This is a genomic window from Thioclava sp. F42-5, from assembly GCF_002213195.1.
Classification (GTDB): domain Bacteria; phylum Pseudomonadota; class Alphaproteobacteria; order Rhodobacterales; family Rhodobacteraceae; genus Thioclava; species Thioclava nitratireducens.
The window spans coordinates 17,009-34,035 of record NZ_NBNZ01000003.1 but is presented as its reverse complement, the minus strand read 5'-3'; the positions used below and the strand labels follow the sequence as shown (position 1 = coordinate 34,035).

At 60.0% G+C, this 17,027-nt stretch carries 14 protein-coding genes and 1 tRNA gene; 9 read left to right on the top strand and 6 right to left on the bottom strand.

What is annotated here, in order from left to right; genetic code table 11:
* Positions 1-28 precede the first annotated feature (28 nt).
* The 8 genes from B6V74_RS09670 to B6V74_RS09635 all read left to right on the top strand — a co-directional run bounded on the left by B6V74_RS09670 (position 29) and on the right by B6V74_RS09635 (position 10,292).
* Positions 29-901, top strand: a complete 873-nt coding sequence (locus B6V74_RS09670; RefSeq protein WP_240497087.1) for an MBL fold metallo-hydrolase — start codon at positions 29-31, stop codon at positions 899-901.
* 71 nt (positions 902-972) lie between these two features.
* A tRNA-Asn gene (locus B6V74_RS09665) sits at positions 973-1,047 on the top strand.
* 359 nt (positions 1,048-1,406) lie between these two features.
* Positions 1,407-3,410: a site-specific integrase gene (locus tag B6V74_RS09660; RefSeq protein WP_168184205.1), complete on the top strand. Its 2,004-nt coding sequence runs from the start codon at positions 1,407-1,409 to the stop codon at positions 3,408-3,410.
* Between the two features lie 335 nt (positions 3,411-3,745).
* Complete coding sequence (locus tag B6V74_RS09655) at positions 3,746-6,076, top strand: DEAD/DEAH box helicase family protein (RefSeq protein ID WP_240497096.1); 2,331 nt, start codon at positions 3,746-3,748, stop codon at positions 6,074-6,076.
* 2 nt (positions 6,077-6,078) lie between these two features.
* Positions 6,079-6,645 (top strand): hypothetical protein, encoded by a 567-nt coding sequence (locus B6V74_RS09650; RefSeq protein ID WP_088722671.1) that lies wholly within the window; start codon positions 6,079-6,081, stop codon positions 6,643-6,645.
* 4 nt (positions 6,646-6,649) lie between these two features.
* Positions 6,650-8,095, top strand: coding sequence for a class I SAM-dependent DNA methyltransferase (locus B6V74_RS09645; RefSeq protein ID WP_088722670.1), 1,446 nt, complete (start codon positions 6,650-6,652; stop codon positions 8,093-8,095).
* Positions 8,092-9,825 (top strand): restriction endonuclease subunit S, encoded by a 1,734-nt coding sequence (locus B6V74_RS09640; protein ID WP_088722669.1) that lies wholly within the window; start codon positions 8,092-8,094, stop codon positions 9,823-9,825. The genes B6V74_RS09645 and B6V74_RS09640 overlap by 4 nt, the downstream gene beginning before the upstream one ends.
* Positions 9,822-10,292 carry a hypothetical protein gene (locus tag B6V74_RS09635; protein ID WP_206185197.1) on the top strand — a complete coding sequence of 157 codons (471 nt, stop codon included), beginning with the start codon at positions 9,822-9,824 and terminating at the stop codon, positions 10,290-10,292. Before B6V74_RS09640 ends, B6V74_RS09635 begins: the two co-directional genes overlap by 4 nt.
* 191 nt (positions 10,293-10,483) lie before the next feature.
* Here the strand turns inward: B6V74_RS09635 and B6V74_RS09630 are convergent, their stop codons facing one another.
* Positions 10,484-11,119, bottom strand: a complete 636-nt coding sequence (locus B6V74_RS09630) for a hypothetical protein (protein ID WP_088722668.1) — start codon at positions 11,117-11,119, stop codon at positions 10,484-10,486.
* Positions 11,120-11,152: 33 nt separating this feature from the next.
* Positions 11,153-12,184, bottom strand: a complete 1,032-nt coding sequence (locus B6V74_RS09625; protein WP_168184204.1) for an AAA family ATPase — start codon at positions 12,182-12,184, stop codon at positions 11,153-11,155.
* A 267-nt stretch (positions 12,185-12,451) separates the two neighbouring features.
* On the opposite strand from B6V74_RS09625, the gene B6V74_RS18770 reads away from it, so the two are divergent.
* Positions 12,452-12,652: a helix-turn-helix domain-containing protein gene (locus tag B6V74_RS18770; RefSeq protein WP_146694541.1), complete on the top strand. Its 201-nt coding sequence runs from the start codon at positions 12,452-12,454 to the stop codon at positions 12,650-12,652.
* A 36-nt stretch (positions 12,653-12,688) separates the two neighbouring features.
* Here B6V74_RS18770 and B6V74_RS09620 read toward each other — a convergent pair whose 3' ends face one another.
* From B6V74_RS09620 to B6V74_RS09605, 4 genes are all read right to left on the bottom strand, one after another.
* On the bottom strand, positions 12,689-13,108 hold the full coding sequence (locus tag B6V74_RS09620; protein ID WP_088722666.1) for a hypothetical protein: 420 nt from the start codon (positions 13,106-13,108) through the stop codon (positions 12,689-12,691).
* Between the two features lie 93 nt (positions 13,109-13,201).
* Positions 13,202-13,588, bottom strand: coding sequence for a hypothetical protein (locus tag B6V74_RS09615; RefSeq protein ID WP_146694540.1), 387 nt, complete (start codon positions 13,586-13,588; stop codon positions 13,202-13,204).
* A gap of 138 nt (positions 13,589-13,726) precedes the next feature.
* Complete coding sequence (locus B6V74_RS09610; RefSeq protein ID WP_146694539.1) at positions 13,727-15,061, bottom strand: hypothetical protein; 1,335 nt, start codon at positions 15,059-15,061, stop codon at positions 13,727-13,729.
* Entirely contained in the window at positions 15,058-17,010 is a 1,953-nt protein-coding gene (locus tag B6V74_RS09605; RefSeq protein WP_088722663.1) for a hypothetical protein, read from the bottom strand. Before B6V74_RS09605 ends, B6V74_RS09610 begins: the two co-directional genes overlap by 4 nt.
* Positions 17,011-17,027 lie beyond the last annotated feature (17 nt).

The following is a 17,027-nucleotide window of genomic DNA, read 5'->3' as shown; positions in this document are numbered from 1 at the left end:
CCTAGCGATGGCCGTGACGGAGGGAAAGATGGAAGAATTGCAGCCCGGCTTGCGTCGGATCGTGGCTCCGAATCCGTCCCCCATGACTTATACCGGCACCTGCACCTATGTCATTGGCACAGGCGAGGTCGCGGTGGTCGATCCCGGCCCCGCCGATCCTGCCCATCTTCAGGCGCTGCTCGACGCGCTCGCCTCCGGAGAGCGCGTCAGCCATATCCTCGTGACCCATGCGCATCTCGACCATTCCCCCGGCGCGCGGCTCTTGGCCGAGGCCACGGGCGCGCCGATCCTCGCCTTCGGCCCGCCCGAGGCCGGGCGCGCGCCTGTGATGGCGGAACTCGCAGCGCGTGGACATGCGGGCGGCGGTGAAGGAGTCGATCACGCGTTCGACCCCGACATCCTTGTCGAGGATGGCGAGACGCTGAGCCATGGCGACTGGTCGCTCACGGCGCTGCATACGCCCGGCCATTTCTGCAACCATCTGAGCTTCGCGATGGGCGATGCGCTTCTGACCGGCGATGTGGTTATGGGCTGGTCCTCGACGCTGATCTCACCGCCCGACGGAGATCTGGGCGACTACTATCGCTCCCTCGCGCGCATCGAGGCACTCCGACCGCGCATTCTCTATCCCGGCCATGGCGAGCCGGTGACCGATCCGCAAACGCTGATCGCGAGTCAGCGCACACATCGCGACGCCCGCACCGCGCAGATCCGAAGCGCCTTGGCAGAGCGCCCCGCCACCCCGCAGACGCTCACCCGCGCGATATACACTGACGTGCCCGCAGCCCTCCTGCCAGCCGCCGAACGGAATGTCTTCGCCCATCTCGTTGAAATGTCGGTACAAAACGAAGTCATCGCCGCGCCCGACCTGCGTCCGGAGGCGCTATTTTCGCTGACGTGACGAAAGCCTGAATTTTTTCGCCAGAACCCTCTGGACATCCCAATTCGAGATTCATATACACCCTCACATGTTCCGGCGTAGCTCAGCGGTAGAGCAGTTGACTGTTAATCAATTGGTCGTAGGTTCGATCCCTACCGCCGGAGCCAAATCTCTCGCAAGAGACTGATTTCAAAGAGAAAAGCCCAGAGTTCGCTCTGGGCTTTCTTTTTTCCGGCGTCCCGAAGGCACAAACGCGGCACGCTCCGAGGCACATTTGGGGCACGGACCGACGGAGCCGCGCCCGGGAGACGGAGCGATGAGCAGACGGAGCGGCATTCCATATCTCGAATATCGAAGCGGGGGATTCTTCTGGCGAAGGCGCGTCCCGAGCGCCTGCTACAGGTTTGACCTAACTTTCATACTTCGATTTTCCATGCATACACATGACCCAGCTATCGCGAGACCGCTGGCCCTGCTCATCACACGGCTGACGGATCTCGCATTCGAATTCGCGAGGGTCAGTCCGATGCTTCACACGGACATGGAACAGGTGGTCACGGAGATCGTGCAGTGGAAACTGCGCGACGAAGACCGGCGCCGTGCAATCGGCTTGCCGCGCAGCCCCGCGGATGCGGCGCGCGAGCAACGCGAACTCGCCGCGGCAACGGAGACGCTGCGTGAAGCAATCTTGCTCCGCAATTACGACGTCGTGCGCGACCCGATCCAGCATATGCTCGGGAAGCTTGGCATCGAGGTCCAGGAAGGGACCGAAGCCTGGCAAGAGCTCGCCCACGAGACCACCCGCGCATTGATGGACACCACCGAGGAAATTGCGCGACGCGATCGCGGCGAGTTCAACACACCTTCGATGTTCTTCCGATCCGCCGTGCGGGGCGCCGATGAATCCCCGCACGTCGATCACTCTCCCGAACATTCAGCCGCCCTCGAAAGGCTCCTTGCAGTCCAGCCGAGCGATGGCACCAGCAATCGCATCACGACAGCCGGGCGTGCCGCGAACCCTACCGTCTCAAGCGGTCGGGATACCCAAGACAGAACGGACGAGCCCATGAGCTCAACACCCTCAGTCGAGGAAAAATCCGCTGAGCCGGCAACCACCACCGCGGACAAGGCTTCATCCACCTCAACAGACGCCCGATCGCAAGCGCCGAGCCCGCAGGATAGCTCTGAGAGCCGTCGCGAGCCGCCTTCATCGCGCGACAAGGCGAAGGCCTCCAGAGGCAACTCAGAGAGCAAGCCAGACGACCTCAGCCCCGACCTTTCGGCAACGCAAATCGCAGATCTGTTTCTCGAGCATCGTCAGGCCGGCAAGAGCTTGAACAGACGACGCGATGTTAAGATGAAAAAGGAAGAACGGACTCCGCAGCAGATGGAGAACGAGACCTCCACGGCTCGCCTTTTTTCTGCGTATTTCGGAGAGCGGAAGATTTCGGACATTGATGAGGATGCCTGTATCGACCTCTTCAATCTCGTTGTTCGCCTACCCTCAACATATGGAAAATCGAGCAAACACAAGACAATGCACCCTGTGGAGGTTGCAGAGGATTTCGAGCGAAAGGAAGAAAAGAAGCTTGCACCGCAACGCCGCAAGCTTGAAGCGGAAGGCAAGAATGCGATGCAGATCGAGTTCTACCTGCGGGGGAAACGCGCACGAACTATGTCGGCCAACACTGTCTACCGAAAAATGCAGGAAGTTCAGCGGATATTCGAATTCGCGAGACTCTTTTGCGCGGTCTCCACGAACCCGATGACCGAAGTTATTTGGTCAGCGGAGGAGCACAAATCCGCCGTGCAAAACGACGGCGATCGCACCCGGAAAATCTGGGGGCAGCATCTCCCCGAACTCTTTCGCACGCCGCATTTCCAGAATTTCATCGATCATCCGGAAGATCCGCTAATCTGGGCCTGCTTGATCGGCGTCTTCTCCGGTGCACGACTCGAGGAAATTCTTCAACTCAAAGTCGAAGACTTCTCGAACCGCAACGGCCAACACCTCTTTGCAGTCAACAATGGCGATCAACAGAGCACGAAGACCGCGTCCTCGAAGCGAGAGGTGCCTATCCATGACCGCCTGATCGAACTCGGTCTTATTGACCTCTTGGCAAGACGCCGGGATGCAGGCGCGACATGGCTTTTCGAAGGACTCGAAAGAAGCAGAAGTCGCAACAAGTTCTCTGGCGTATTCACGAAGATGTTCACGGATTTCAGGAAAGAAAACGGGCTCTACAGGGAGCTTATGGACTTCCATTCGTTTCGGAAAGGCTTCAACCAAGCGATGGTCGACGAGGATTTCTCGGGCGAGAAGAGGTGCGCGATCCTCGGGCATGTGAACAATGGCATCAACATGCGCCACTACAGCGACGGTTTCTCCTTGTCCGCCAAAGCAGCTGCCGTCAATTCCGTCGACTTTGATACCAGCATGCTGAGAAATCCGTTTCTGGACGCAAAGAACGCGAAAGTCAGCAATTTGACTGCGGAGCGTCAGAGACGCGAATTCGAAGCCCGTGGATGAAATCGACAAACATCGCACCAACGACCAGTCGCGATACAATTTTGCTCAAACGCAAATCTGGGGCCCATAGAAGAGAAGGCCCTCTACCAATTCGCCCATCGAAACCGTAATGCAAAGACCGATCGGATCACCGCGAACGTTGGAGACGCAAAAAACTTGCTCTGACGCCAACCTTCGGTAGGCTGCTGCCAAACTGTTTTGAGTTGGTTGAGCCGATTTTGCTTTCCGAAAGAGATATTTGCAGCAAGTTCATCACACCCGCTTTGCAGCGGGCCGGATGGGACCTTCAGAGCCAGATCTTCGAAGAGAAAACGCTGACGGCTGGGCGCATCATTGTGCGCGGCAAGGTCGTCGGACGACGTAAAGGAAAACGGGCCGATTACGTTCTCTACTTGAAGCCCAATATCCCGATCGCAGTTGTCGAAGCAAAGGACAACAGCCATGCGCTCGGCGACGGAATGCAGCAGGCCCTGACCTATGCGCAGCTGCTGAACGTGCCGTTTGCGTTTTCCTCGAATGGCGATGGCTTCGTGTTCCACGACATGACGGGCCAAGCCGCGCAAGTCGAGACCAACCTGACGCTCGATGAATTCCCTTCGCCAGGAGAACTCGAAAAGAAATACCGGCTTTGGAAAGGTCTGAGCGACGTCGCAGCCGAGATCGCGTTTCAGGGGTATTTCGACGACGGCAAGACGCCACGCTACTATCAGATGACCGCCGTGAATGCTGCGGTCGAAGCAATCGCCAAAGGTCAGGACCGCGTTCTTCTTGTCATGGCCACGGGGACCGGAAAGGCCTTCACGGCCTTCCAGATCATCTGGCGTCTTTGGAAATCGGGCGCGAAGAAACGCATTCTGTTCCTCGCAGATCGCAACGTGTTGGTCGATCAGACCATGGTCAACGATTTCCGACCCTTCGGCGGGGCGATGGCCAAGCTCTCGGCAAACTCGAAAACGATCGAACGCGCAGATGGGAGCGAGATCGACCTTCCGCTGGCGATGGATCGCAAGCGCCGGATCAACACGGCCTACGAGATCTATCTTGGCCTTTACCAATCGCTGACGGGCCCGGAAGAGCATCAGAAGATCTATCGCGAGCTATCACCCGACTTCTTCGACCTGATCATCATTGATGAATGTCATCGAGGCAGCGCGGCCGATGACTCCGCGTGGCGCGAAATCCTGGAGTATTTCTCGGGCGCCACGCAGATCGGCCTGACCGCGACCCCGAAGGAGACTGAATACGTCTCCAACATCAACTACTTCGGCGAGCCTGTTTACACCTACTCGCTCAAGCAGGGCATCGATGACGGGTTCCTCGCCCCCTACAAGGTGATCAAAGCACATATCGACCGCGACATCGAAGGCTACCGCCCCGAAAAAGGGCAACTGGACCGGGACGGCAATGAGGTCGAGGACCGGATCTACAACACGAAGGATTTCGACCGAAACCTCGTGCTCGACGATCGCACCAAAATCGTCGCGAAACGCCTCACCGAGTTCCTCAAGGAGAGTGGCGATCGGATGCAAAAGACGATCGTGTTCTGCGTCGATCAGGAACATGCCGCCCGCATGCGCCAGGCGCTGATCAACGAGAACCAGGATCTTGTGCAGAAAAACGCGAAATACGTCATGCGCATCACGGGCGGAGACAAGGAAGGCTTGGCGGAGCTGAGCAACTTCATCGACCCCGAGGCGGACTATCCGGTCATCGTCACGACCTCGCGCCTTCTCAGCACAGGCGTCGACGCCCAGACTTGCCGCCTCATCGTGCTCGATCGCGAGGTTGGATCGATGACCGAGTTCAAACAGATCGTCGGCCGTGGCACGCGGGTCCATCAGGACACTGGCAAGCTGTATTTCACGTTGATGGATTTCCGGGGCGCGACCAATCACTTCGCGGATCCCGATTTCGATGGCGATCCGGTGCAGATCTACGAACCTGGCGCCGACGAGCCGATCACCCCTCCCGAGGAGGACAGCGCTCCCGAAGACACTCCCGCGGAAGATGGAAGCAGGGAAGAGATCGAAATTCTGATCGAGCGGCCAGGGTGCGACGATCCCGCCGGCCCAGAGGGCGGCGATGGTCCGAAGGGACCACAAAAGAAAATCTATGTGGATGGGGTTAGCGCCGCGATCGTGAAAGAGCGCGTCGAATATCTCGATGCTGACGGCAAGCTGATCACGGAAAGCCTGCGCGATTTCACCCGCAAGCATCTAACCCGCCGTTATGCACGGCTCGACGACTTCCTGCGTCGATGGAATGCGGAAGAGCGCAAACAAGTCATTCTCGACGAATTGGCCGAAGAGGGCCTTGATCTGTCACTTATCGGCGCAGAGCTTGACCGGGACCTCGATCCGTTCGACCTGGTCCTTCATATTGCTTTCGATGCCAAGCCCCTCACCCGCAAAGAGCGCGCGGACAACGTGCGCAAACGCGACCTTTTCAACCGCTTCGGAGATCAGGCACGCGCCGTCCTCGAGGCGCTCCTCGACAAATACGCCGATGAGGGCGTGATGAACTTCGACGACTCTAATATTCTTCAGATCAACCCGTTTTCCCACATGGGGACCCCGGTTGAACTCATGCGCGCCTTTGGCAAGAAAACCGACTACTTGCGGGCAGTTCATGATCTGCAAAACGAACTCTACAGGGACAGTGCCTGAACATGCCAATTTTAGTCCACGACGGCAGCCTCAGTTTGGTAAAGCTCGAGCTTCAGCCCCAAGAAATCCCCGCGCTATTGCAGGCTCATCGAACGAAGTGGGAGCCCCCTCAGCGCCTCGAGGCACGCGGAGAAGCGTTGATTGCCGCGGACTTCCCATCTGACGAGGCCGTGCAGTTCGCCTACGACGTCATTCGCTGGGGCAAAGGCCATCGGTTTGTCGATCGTTTCAAGACGCAGAACAGCCCGGCCTCCGTAGCGCGAGCGCTGCGTCAGTCCGTCAAGCTCGCCGACAGCGGCAATGTGCCCGAGGGCGTCGAAGAGATCCGGAAGTTAAACCGGATCGGCCAGTCCTTCGCATCAAAGATCGTTCGCTTCCTGAGGCCAAACGCAGCCGTCATTCTCGACAGCATAATCCGCAACGCCTTGGGCTACGCGGAGACGAAGGACGGTTACAACGCCTTCCTTCGCGATTGCGAAGAGATGCTTGCGGCAGTAGCAGACGACTATCCGCAACTCCGAGTGTGCGATATCGAGGCCGCGATTTTCGCCAAGCTGCAAGGTTACTGACTTCATGTCCACGAGAAACGTCGTAAAATCCATTCAGGACATCATGCGCAAGGACGTCGGCGTCGACGGCGACGCGCAGCGCCTGTCGCAGCTGGTCTGGACGTTCTTCCTCAAGATCATCGACGACCAGGACGAGGCGCTCGAATTTACCCGCGACGACTACGCCTCGCCGATCCCGGAACAGCTCCAGTGGCGTTCCTGGGCTGCCGACCCAGAGGGCATCACCGGCGATGCGCTCCTCGACTTCGTCAACACCGAGCTCTTCCCGGCGCTCAAAGAGCTTCCCGCGACTACGCCGCGCGCCAAGGTGATCCGGTCGGTCTTCGAGGACGCCTACAACTACATGAAATCCGGCCACCTGATGCGCCAGGTGATCAACAAGATCAACGAGGTCGATTTCAACTCCCTGACCGAGCGGCAGCATTTCGGCGACATATACGAACAGCTCCTGAACGACCTGCAGAACGCTGGCAATGCGGGGGAATACTACACCCCCCGCGCCGTCACTGCCTTCATGGTCCAACAGATCGACCCGCATCCGGGCGAAATCCTGATGGATCCGGCCTGCGGCACCGGCGGTTTTCTGACCTGCGCAATGCGTCACATGCGCGAGCGCTACGTCAAGCGCCCCGAAGACGAGGCTTCCATGCAAGCCTCGCTGCGCGCAGTCGAGAAGAAGCCCCTGCCCCACATGCTCTGCACGACCAATATGCTCCTGCACAATGTCGAGGAGCCGTCCTGGGTGAAGCATGACAATACCCTCGCCCGCCCGCTCATCAGCTGGAGCAAGGACGAGCGTGTCGACATCATCCTCACCAACCCGCCCTTCGGCGGCAAGGAAGAGGACGGGATCGAGAACAACTTCCCCGCCTTCAAGACGCGCGAGACGGCGGATCTCTTCCTCGCCCTCATCATTCGCCTGCTCAAGGACAAGGGCCGCGCGGCCGTGGTGTTGCCCGATGGCTCGCTCTTTGGCGAAGGCGTCAAGACACGCCTCAAGGAGCATCTGCTGACCGAGTGCAACCTGCACACCATCGTGCGGCTGCCCAACTCGGTCTTCAAACCCTATGCCTCGATCGGCACCAACCTGCTTTTCTTCGAGAAAGGCACGCCCACTCAGGACATCTGGTATTGGGAACACCGCGTGCCCGAGACGCAGAAGGCCTATTCCATGACCAAACCGATCCGGCTGGAGCATCTGGACGACTGCGCCGCATGGTGGGGCGGCGAAAGCCGCGAAGGGCGCAAGGAACGCGATCGCGCCTGGAAGGTGTCGATCAACGAGATCCGCGAACGCGGCTTCAACCTCGACATCAAGAACCCGCATGTGGAGGAAGAGGACTGGGGCGACCCAGAGACCCTACTCAACGACCTGACGAAGGCAGAAGCCTCGGTCGAAAGCCTGCGGGCCGAGCTGAAGGCCATCCTGACCGAGGCGCTGGCCCGATGAACGCACAACGGTTGCTGGACGTTTACGAGCAGATCAGCGAGGCGCCGGATGCCATCGCGCGGCTGCGGCGGTTCGTGCTGGATTTGGCGGTGCGCGGGAAGCTGGTAAAGCAGGAGTTATCCGACGAGCCGGCGTCGGACTTATTGAAGAGGATTGCAGAGCATAAGGAACGTCTGACCAACGCAGGGGAGATCAGGAAATCGAAAAAACCTCGCCCACTTTCCGACGATGACAGATGCATCTCGATTCCGTTTTCTTGGGATTGGGCACAGCTTGGCCAGCTTGTCACAAAGTTGACTGACGGATCGCACAATCCGCCACAGAACGCGGGCGAAGGCTTTCCCATGCTGAGCAGCAAGAACGTCTCAGATGGCCGAATTGATTTCGATAACCCGACCCGTTTTGTGAGCTCTGACCAGTTTGACGAGGAAGATCGCCGAACCAAAGCGCGACCGGGTGACGTTCTCTTGACGATAGTTGGCACAATCGGGCGTAGCGCCGTCGTCCCGGCAGGCGCTCCTAAATTCGCACTTCAACGCAGCGTCGCAGTGATGGCACCGGCAATCGACGCAGGCTATCTCGCGGTGTTCTTGCGCAGCCCTTTGGCGCATGATTACTTCGCGGAGCACGGCAAGGGCACCGCACAGAAGGGCATATATCTCGCCAAACTGGGAAATCTGCCATTCCCTCTCCCCCCTCTCGCCGAGCAACACCGGATCCTCGCCAAGGTCGATGAACTTATGGCGCTTTGTGATCGGCTGGAGGAGGCCCGAAAGACGCGGGAGAAGGTGCGAGACAAGCTCACCGCCGCCAGCCTCGCCCGCCTGACCGCACCCGACACGACCTCGGAGGACTTTCCCACCCACGCCGCCTTCGCCCTCGAGGCGCTCCCCGCCCTCACCACGCGCCCCGACCAGATCAAGACCCTCCGCCAAACCATCCTCAACCTCGCCGTCCGTGGCAAACTGGTGGAACAGGACCCGGCGGATGAACCGGCGTCGGAATTGCTGGCAGCCATAGCGGTGGAACAGAAAGAACTGGCAAAGGCCGGAAAGATCAAAAGGCCGAAGCCGCTTCCAGCTGTAGATACGACATTGGCACCTTTCGATCTGCCATTAGGTTGGTCGTGGGCCAGATTTCCCGAGCTTGGGACTTTCGGTCGTGGCAAATCCAAACATAGGCCACGAAATGACCCTGCACTTTACCGGGATGGAAAGGTTCCATTCATTCAAACCGGAGACGTCGCAAGGTCAGGTGGTCGGATCACGTCCAATACTGGCTTTTACAACGAAGTCGGCCTGGCCCAGAGCATGCTCTGGCCGCGTGGCACCATGTGTATCACGATTGCTGCGAATATCGCCGACAGTGGGATTCTGGACTTCGATGCCTGTTTCCCCGACAGTGTGGTTGGCCTCGTTCCGGCATCGATGTTCGATAGCGCTCGCTACTTCGAATATTTCATCAGGACCGCTAAGGCGAACCTTTTGGAGTTTGCGCCAGCAACGGCACAGAAGAACATCAATTTGGGTATACTTGAGACGGTCTTAATCCCCCTGCCACCCCTCACCGAACAACACCGCATCGTGGCCAAGGTCGACGCTCTCATGGCCCTCTGCGACCGGCTGGAGACCGCCCTGGCCGAGGCCGACACCACCCGCACCCGCCTCCTCGAAGCCCTTCTCCACGAGGCGCTTGAGCCAGCCACCCAAACGCTGGAGGCCGCGCAGTGAGCGAGGATGTGGACTGGACGGAGGTCGCGCTTCATCTCGATGATCTCTACACCGCATCGGACGCATTGGAGCGCCTCTTCCCAAGACGAAAATTCACGCTCGACGGTCATCTCGTCGGAAGCATAGGCGAAGTCGCCGCGGCCTACATCTTCGGCCTCGACCTGAACCCGGCCTCCACGATGGGCCATGACGCCAAAGCGCCGGACGGCCGGAATGTCGAGATCAAGCTTACCCAAGGTCGAAGCGTCGCCATCCGTCATGAGCCCGACCATCTGATCGTTCTGCACCGCCCGATGGGTGGGCCGATCCGAGTGGTGTTCAACGGCCCCGGGACGATCGCTTGGGAAGCTGCGGGCAAGATGCAGAAGAACGGTCAGCGCCCAATCTCGCTCCCTCGTCTTACGGCCCTATCGAACGGCGTTGCCGAAGGTGACCGCCTCCCCGCATTGCGAGAGGCGCCAGTCTGATACCGGTGGACAAGGATAACTTCACGTGTGGGGATCCGACGATCTCAATTTCTGCACGTGCTGCCGAAGCCTTCGAGCAAAATTCCAAAAACTAATTCCTGAAATTTTCTCGGAAATTTCGGCGGCACGTTTATCTGGGCGGCGGGGGACGCCCAGACGGTGATTGCGAAAGTGCCTGGATTGTCGAGGTGTTACTGAGTCCTTGCGCGACGGCTGTCCGCAGTGGATTTGCCGGTGATCCCCATCCGCTCAAGCAAATCACGCTGCTCGCGGAGCGAATGGCACTCCATTTCGAGTTTGCGCAGGCCTTCTTCCATAGCCGTGCGACGGGCGTCCCACTCGCGCTCCTTCTCCTCGAAGGCAGCGACCCTTTCGTCCTTTCCAGCAACCTCATCCTCGAGCGCATTGATCCTCGCTTCCAGGCTCTCGACCCGTGCGCGATTTTCCTGGATTTCTTCCTGCGTGCGCTTTTTGTGCCGCTCGCGCGATCGACCGACGTAGATCCTCAACTCACGCCGGATCGCGCCCACCACGTGATCGATCTGCTTGTCGTCAGACTCCTCTACATGCGAGAGGTAGGCATCCTCGCGCTCCGTTTTGATCTGCTGAAGCATCAAGGCGATTTTGCCGCGCAGGCTTGCAGCGTTAGGCTCGCCCTCGATGCCATTTTTCTTGAGCTCCTTGGTGACGCGCGACGCGGTGAGGTCTTCTTCCGCAATGCCAGCGGCAAGAAGGGCCTCGAGGGCATCGCGAAGTTGCGCGTCGAGGTAGTTTGGGGGACGCCCGCCGGGATTCTTGGCCATATCTGCCTCCAGTTTGTCATTCATGAGTTTGTCTTTGAATTTGATAAACAGCGCCGATCAGGCGACACGTTTGCGATCGGGCTCGGCGAGGAGCCAGCGATTGATGGTTCCATCCTTCGAGTTACGCACGGCGCCTTGGGTCTCGAGTTGCTGAAGCGCGCGCTGCACGGCCCGCCTACGGCTGTCTTCCTTGAGGGATTCTTTGAAGACACGTTGAGGCAGAAGCGCGAGCAACTCGGTCGTGGTGAAGCCCGTAGCCGGCTTTGAGATGCCAAGTGCGGTTTCCAGGGCAAGCTCAACCGGATCGATTTTCACCGGCTTCGTCTCGACCTTTTGCGTCGCCTCGGTAATCGTCGCGACGACGGCCGTGATCGGTCGCCCTTTACGATCCCGTCCGATTTCATGAGCGTCGAGCCGGTAGCCAAACGGGGCCCCTTTCTCGATGCTGCGCTGTTTGCCTTGCGCCACCTCGCCAGCTTCGCGGTCAGTGACATTGCACAGGAGCACCGTATCGACGTTGGCAGTGAGTGAAGATGCACCGCGCGCGCCGCGATCTGAATCTTTGCCGGTGTGGTGCACGAGCAAGACGTGGGCGTTCAGCGCCTCCGCAATCCTGCGCGCGCCACGGATAACGCGTGCCATTTGTTCGTTGGAACTCTCCTCGGCGTCTCCTACCGACAGAATAAGCGTATCAAAAACCACAAGTGACACGCCGAGCGAATATCGCTTCATGAGTTTATGGGCTTGCTCGATCACGGTGGTTTCGAACAGCTTGTCGCGCAGATCAGGCTCCACCTCGACAGGCTTGAAATGTTCAGCCCCCTCGCCATCGCGGAAGACCGCATAAGCGCGGCTCAGCACCGACCGCAGGCCTTCTGCAGCGACATAGATCACCAGGCCGGGCCGCACCTCGTTACCCAACACGGGCGTGCCTGTCACGACGTGATGCGCCAGCCGGATCGCCACAGCAGACTTGCCAGTGTTGCTCGGCCCGACCAGCATCGACACTTCGCCCGCAAGCATGAGATTTTCGACGATCGGCTCCGGAAGGTCGCACGGATCGAAATCCGCCATATCGTAGATTTTCATCTCGTAGCTCGATCGGTTTTGCATTTTTCTTCCTTTTGAATGGCGCCGACGCGGACAGTCTGTCCGGCGGTCTTCAGGGAGCTGGGTCGCAAAGAACGAGAACCAAAGAAATAGCGGCGAGGTGGTTTGACCTCTTTTCTGGGTCGAGTGCTCGAGGGGCGGACCGGAGGAAAGGACCTAAAGGTCCCCTTTCCTCCGGTCCGCCCTGGTGCCCCAGAATTTTGAATCCCGATGCGACGACCCATCTCCCTTTCAAAGGAGAAAACAATGCATCAGAAACCGGAAAACCTACTGTCGCAAACTCAACTCGCCGCCAGCCTCGGCGTCAGCTCTCGCACCGTTCAACGATATGTTCGCCTTGGAAAAATTCCTGTTCACAGGATTGGCCCGGTGCCCGTTTTTCGTTGGTCTGAAGTCGCCGCCGCCTTGAGCCTCGGAGAGGGACCGGGACGATCGCAGACGCCGTGACGGGCGAGCCGGAGACCCCGGCTCGCCTGTGAGCGCTCAGAGACGCTGGCGCTCGATGGCCATGAGATTCAAGCGAAACAGCAGCCGCTCGGCGTCCATGTAGTCGAGCAGGCGTTGACGCAGCGCGCGGAACGCATCGAGCCGTGCCCAAACCCTGCGCGTCGCTTCAGCCAAACCGTCAGAAAACTGATAGCCGTCCGTGTCGTAGGCGAGCGCAATCTCCCGGTATCCCGGCGCCAGTTCTTCGAGCATCTCGAGCACCAGTTCAGCGAGCGCATCGAGTTCTCCCGAATTCGGTTCGAGAAGGATTTCACCCGCCTCGAACGTCGGGATCAGTTCATGCCGCGAGAGTTTCTCGAACGGCGCCATCTTCATGGCGTCGGCCAAATCCCGCGCCGCGCCGATCGCGGCCACCGCAACTTCCTGGGTATTCAAAGTTTTTTCAAACATACGCATGGTTTGGACCTCCACTTGCGTATGAGCGGAGATAACCTCCGCTCCTCAAGACCGCGCCGCCACAATTTGCTAGCAGCGGCACGGGGTTAGCAGTCAAGCAGCCAGAGCCGGCGGCGCTTGAAACGCGACGGGGTCCGCGTCGCGAAGAGCGTCGAGATAGTCGCTGAACTGGTCAGTCAGCCAGCAAATCTCGGGAACGATCGGGTCCTCGGGATCGATCAAGGCAAAATGTTCCGCTTCGGCGATCTCGAAGTCATCGACATGCTCGAGGGTCAGCAAGTCGCGCAGCCCCTGGAGCTTGCGGGCCAGGCGCCGGGAGAGCGTTTTCTGTCCGGGAAGGTCCCGGATCAATTCTGCGACGTGGCTGATGGCCCGTGCGCCACCAAGCAGACCAGCCGCATTGAGCAGCGGCTCCGCGTGCTCGGTCAGGAACGACGACATTGCGATCAGTTGAGGATGGATAGGCGTAAAATGTTTCATGACAGAACTCCCTGCCATGCGCGGGAAGAATTTCCCGGGCTTCAAGATCGGCGTTTTTTCTCCTTTCTCCCGCCGCGGGATTGAGTTGAGGGGGTGACCTGACGGTCGGCGAGCTTCATAAGGAAGGCTCGCTGACCATCAGGGCGCGCCAGACCGAATCAGCTCTCGAATGTCGAGCCAGGCGCGTGCCGCGGCATCACTTTCCGCGAGTGCCCGGTATTCCTCGCCGCTCTCGCGAGACCGGTGACCGAGATGCGCCGCGATGACATTGCCCGCGCTCGCGGGATCATGGTGACGCAGATAATCCGCCGCGAGCGTGCGCAGATCATGCGATGGCACGCCGATATGGCGCTTGATGATCTCGCTGGGATATTTGCTCGGGGGCACCGTCGTCGAAAGGGTCAACCAATTCTGGTCCAGCAATTCGCGATAGCGCAGATGCACAAACCGATCGGGCCGTCCGCCGAGAATCCACGCATCCAGAAGCTCGCAGATTTCGGGCCAGAGCGCTCCAGCTCCGGTTCCGATATCCGTTTTCTGCTGCTCCCAGCTCAACTCCCAAACCCCGTCCGGCGCCCGCGTCAGCTCTCGGCCGATCTGCCAGGAGGCAACGTCCCCGGTGCGACCAGGTTTATTGACGTGTATCCCGATCAGGACTGCAGCTCTGAGCGAGGCCTCATGGCGCGACGAATGTCGCTGTGACTTGGCGGCCTGGTCCGAGAGCTCCGCGACGGTGCGGATGATCTCTTCGAACCCGCCTCGTTCCATGAGATCTCGAATGCGGTCCGTTTTGCGCTTCCCCTGCATCTTGGCGCGCTGCTTGCACAGGTCGCGCATGCGACGTAGCCCGTTCAGTCCTTTCGCCGGAGCCCCACCGTGCTTTGCGAGCGCGATGAGAGCGTCGAGATACCCGGTGATAGATCGTTGCCGCACGCCATCCGCCTCGAGCGCCTCCGCCAAGCTGAACGCGAGGTAGAAACCTGGATCCGGCGGGAGCTCGCGCGCCTGCTGGATCCGCGCAAGGCGGCTCAGTGACGCGCAATAGCGCCGCTTGGAGCTCTCGCTGAGTTTGGCCGTCAGGAGACCCGGCATCATGGATTGCCAGAGCGGCGGCCATTTACCGATGTCGGGAAGCAGTGGCACAGCGGATTGCGGCGCGTCCCCCCTGCCCTTGCCGGACCGTTCGGCATAGCGTTCAGCCCGGACCTCTCGCCCGGCCGCTGTAGAGAGCCGGGGCGCATAGCGTTCGAGCGTTACCAGAAGAGTCCGCAAACTCGCTTCCGAGTGCGCCGCTCGCCGGAACGTCTTCGCAGACGGATAGTCATCAGGCTCCTGCCTCGCCTTCATCTCTGCAAAGAAACGCCCTGTCACGGCAGCCGCGCCGCGTAACAGGTTTTGCCGATCCGCGAGCATTGCGCGTCGCACCGACGGCGGCGCGGACGCGAGATGCTCTTCGAGGGTTAGTCGGGTCATTGAGCAATCCTCTTCTTCAGTTGCCGGAAAATCGCCGGGTGTTTCGCAAGCAGCACGTTGCGCATTTGGACTGCAGCCTGTTCGCCGCTGTCGCGACCGTAGTGCTTGCGCACGGTTTCCTCGGTGTCGCCCAGGATCGCGGCCACGAGGGCGAAATTGCCTGGGTAAATAGCCAGCACCAACGTTGCGACTGCATGTCGGGCTTGGTGCGGATTGAGATCGAGTCCGACGACCGCGGTGCCCATCCGCCAGAGGTCTGCAAACGAACTTGGAGCGAGACACCCGTCCGGAAGGGTCAGTCCCTTGCGGACGAGCCGCGGTTTGGCTGTTCCCGGAATGACGTAAGGCGTATCGGGAATGCCTCGCAGTTCCAGGAAACGGGCCCGATACTCCGTCATCCAACGCCACAGGATCGCGGCATCCGCGCCCATGACGTGCACGGTCACGGTCCGATCATTTTTGACCTCGCCGACGGGAAAGCGGAGTTCTGCGTGGGACTTTTTCTTGACCCAGGTCAGGTGCCCCGACGCGCCTTCGCTGCCGCGATAGCGCAGGCGAATGAGGTTTTCTGGCCGCACCGGTCGCGAGAGCTGAATGGCCGCGAGCACGGCCGCCTCATAGCGGCGAAGCGCGGAGATTTCGCGCGCCTTGGACCCGCTCGCGCGTGCCACCGAAATTTCTGTTTCGGCATGCTCGGCGATCAGGCTCGGCGCGTTCACAAACCGCGCCGCGGCCTCCGGCGAGCGCTGGAGTATTTTGCAGACACGTTCGGCTTCGGGATCTCTCTGCTTGCCCGGCTCCACGACGTGTTCCGCGTGTAATTTTCGCACCACGTCGACCGTCGCTAGGATCGAGGGATCACGCAGCCCGTGCGCGGCCAGTGTTCGCAGGGATGTAAGCCGAGCTTTGAGCGTCTGCGAGGACTTCGGATCGCGCAACGCGTCGCTCGCCTCCGATCTTGCAATCTGCTGCCGACAGGCGGCATCGAGAAACGGATACGTCATCAGCGAAGCAAGGTCCGTCAGGTCGTCTCGGGAGAGCCCCTCTTCTTCCGCCGCGCGGACCAGCCAAGCGATCGCGCTCTGGTATCCGCTCTCGGCTGCCGACAGGTTGGTCGGAAGCCTGCGGCCAGACTGGCCGGTTACCTCCTCGAGTTCCGCGAGCACTTTCACCGCGTCTTCGCCTGCGGCCATGCGGTCCCTCGCGTCGGCAACGAGGTCTTCGGGCTGCGCCAGACAGGTGAGGATCGCGCTGGCGACAGAGTTCCGAAACGCCAGCGGAAGGCTGTCCCAGACAATTCTCGTTGCACGTCCGGAAGGCCTTGGGTTCCTTAGCGCATCCGCAGGCAGCAGATCGCGAAGGTCAGGGTCGTCCAACATCTCGACACGAAGCTCCGCGAGCAGCCTCAAGGCCTTACGAAGGGACTTTCTTGTGCTCGCCGAAATCTCGCCGCTGATGCGCTCGATCTCCGCCTGATCGAGATCTTGCGGCGCACAGTTCGCCCTCGCGCGTAGCACGAAGAGCGACCGGTGCCTCCCGTGCGCGAACCGCGCACCTTCCTCGGCAAATCCTTCATGCGCTTGGACAAGCTCGATCAGCCGGTCCCAGTCCGACCGACCCGCCCGCTCGGGACCGGCGCCGGCCTGAGCCTCGTGAAACCGACGCAGGAGTGCGCGCACCCGCGAATTCCCGGTTGCCCGGCTCTTTTCGAGATCTTTGGCTCGGCGCGCCACAGGCCCATAGGAACTCGGTGCGATGTGCCGGTCGAAATACCCGAGCTCGGCGGGGATCAGACCGATGTCGTCATCGATCATCGCCAAGCGCGCAGGTATCTTCTCGAGCTCGCGGATCGCATCGTAGGACTGATCGGTTTCCTTCGCCCAAGCGAGCACATCGGCGAGGGACGCATCTTGAGTTTCGGGGAAATCGTCGTGGGATTGTTTGCTCATCGCTTTGCCTTTTCGCT

What these genes read in the sequence shown, in the direction of transcription:
- B6V74_RS09670 (WP_240497087.1), top strand. Translation starts at nt 29, where the DNA reads ATGGAAGAATTGCAGCCCGGCTTGCGTCGGATCGTGGCTCCGAATCCG.
- B6V74_RS09660 (WP_168184205.1), top strand. Translation starts at nt 1,407, where the DNA reads ATGCTTCACACGGACATGGAACAGGTGGTCACGGAGATCGTGCAGTGG.
- B6V74_RS09650 (WP_088722671.1), top strand. Translation starts at nt 6,079, where the DNA reads ATGCCAATTTTAGTCCACGACGGCAGCCTCAGTTTGGTAAAGCTCGAG.
- B6V74_RS09645 (WP_088722670.1), top strand. Translation starts at nt 6,650, where the DNA reads ATGTCCACGAGAAACGTCGTAAAATCCATTCAGGACATCATGCGCAAG.
- B6V74_RS09640 (WP_088722669.1), top strand. Translation starts at nt 8,092, where the DNA reads ATGAACGCACAACGGTTGCTGGACGTTTACGAGCAGATCAGCGAGGCG.
- B6V74_RS09630 (WP_088722668.1), bottom strand. Translation starts at nt 11,119, where the DNA reads ATGAATGACAAACTGGAGGCAGATATGGCCAAGAATCCCGGCGGGCGT.
- B6V74_RS09625 (WP_168184204.1), bottom strand. Translation starts at nt 12,184, where the DNA reads ATGAAAATCTACGATATGGCGGATTTCGATCCGTGCGACCTTCCGGAG.
- B6V74_RS18770 (WP_146694541.1), top strand. Translation starts at nt 12,452, where the DNA reads ATGCATCAGAAACCGGAAAACCTACTGTCGCAAACTCAACTCGCCGCC.
- B6V74_RS09620 (WP_088722666.1), bottom strand. Translation starts at nt 13,108, where the DNA reads ATGCGTATGTTTGAAAAAACTTTGAATACCCAGGAAGTTGCGGTGGCC.
- B6V74_RS09615 (WP_146694540.1), bottom strand. Translation starts at nt 13,588, where the DNA reads ATGAAACATTTTACGCCTATCCATCCTCAACTGATCGCAATGTCGTCG.
- B6V74_RS09610 (WP_146694539.1), bottom strand. Translation starts at nt 15,061, where the DNA reads ATGACCCGACTAACCCTCGAAGAGCATCTCGCGTCCGCGCCGCCGTCG.
- B6V74_RS09605 (WP_088722663.1), bottom strand. Translation starts at nt 17,010, where the DNA reads ATGAGCAAACAATCCCACGACGATTTCCCCGAAACTCAAGATGCGTCC.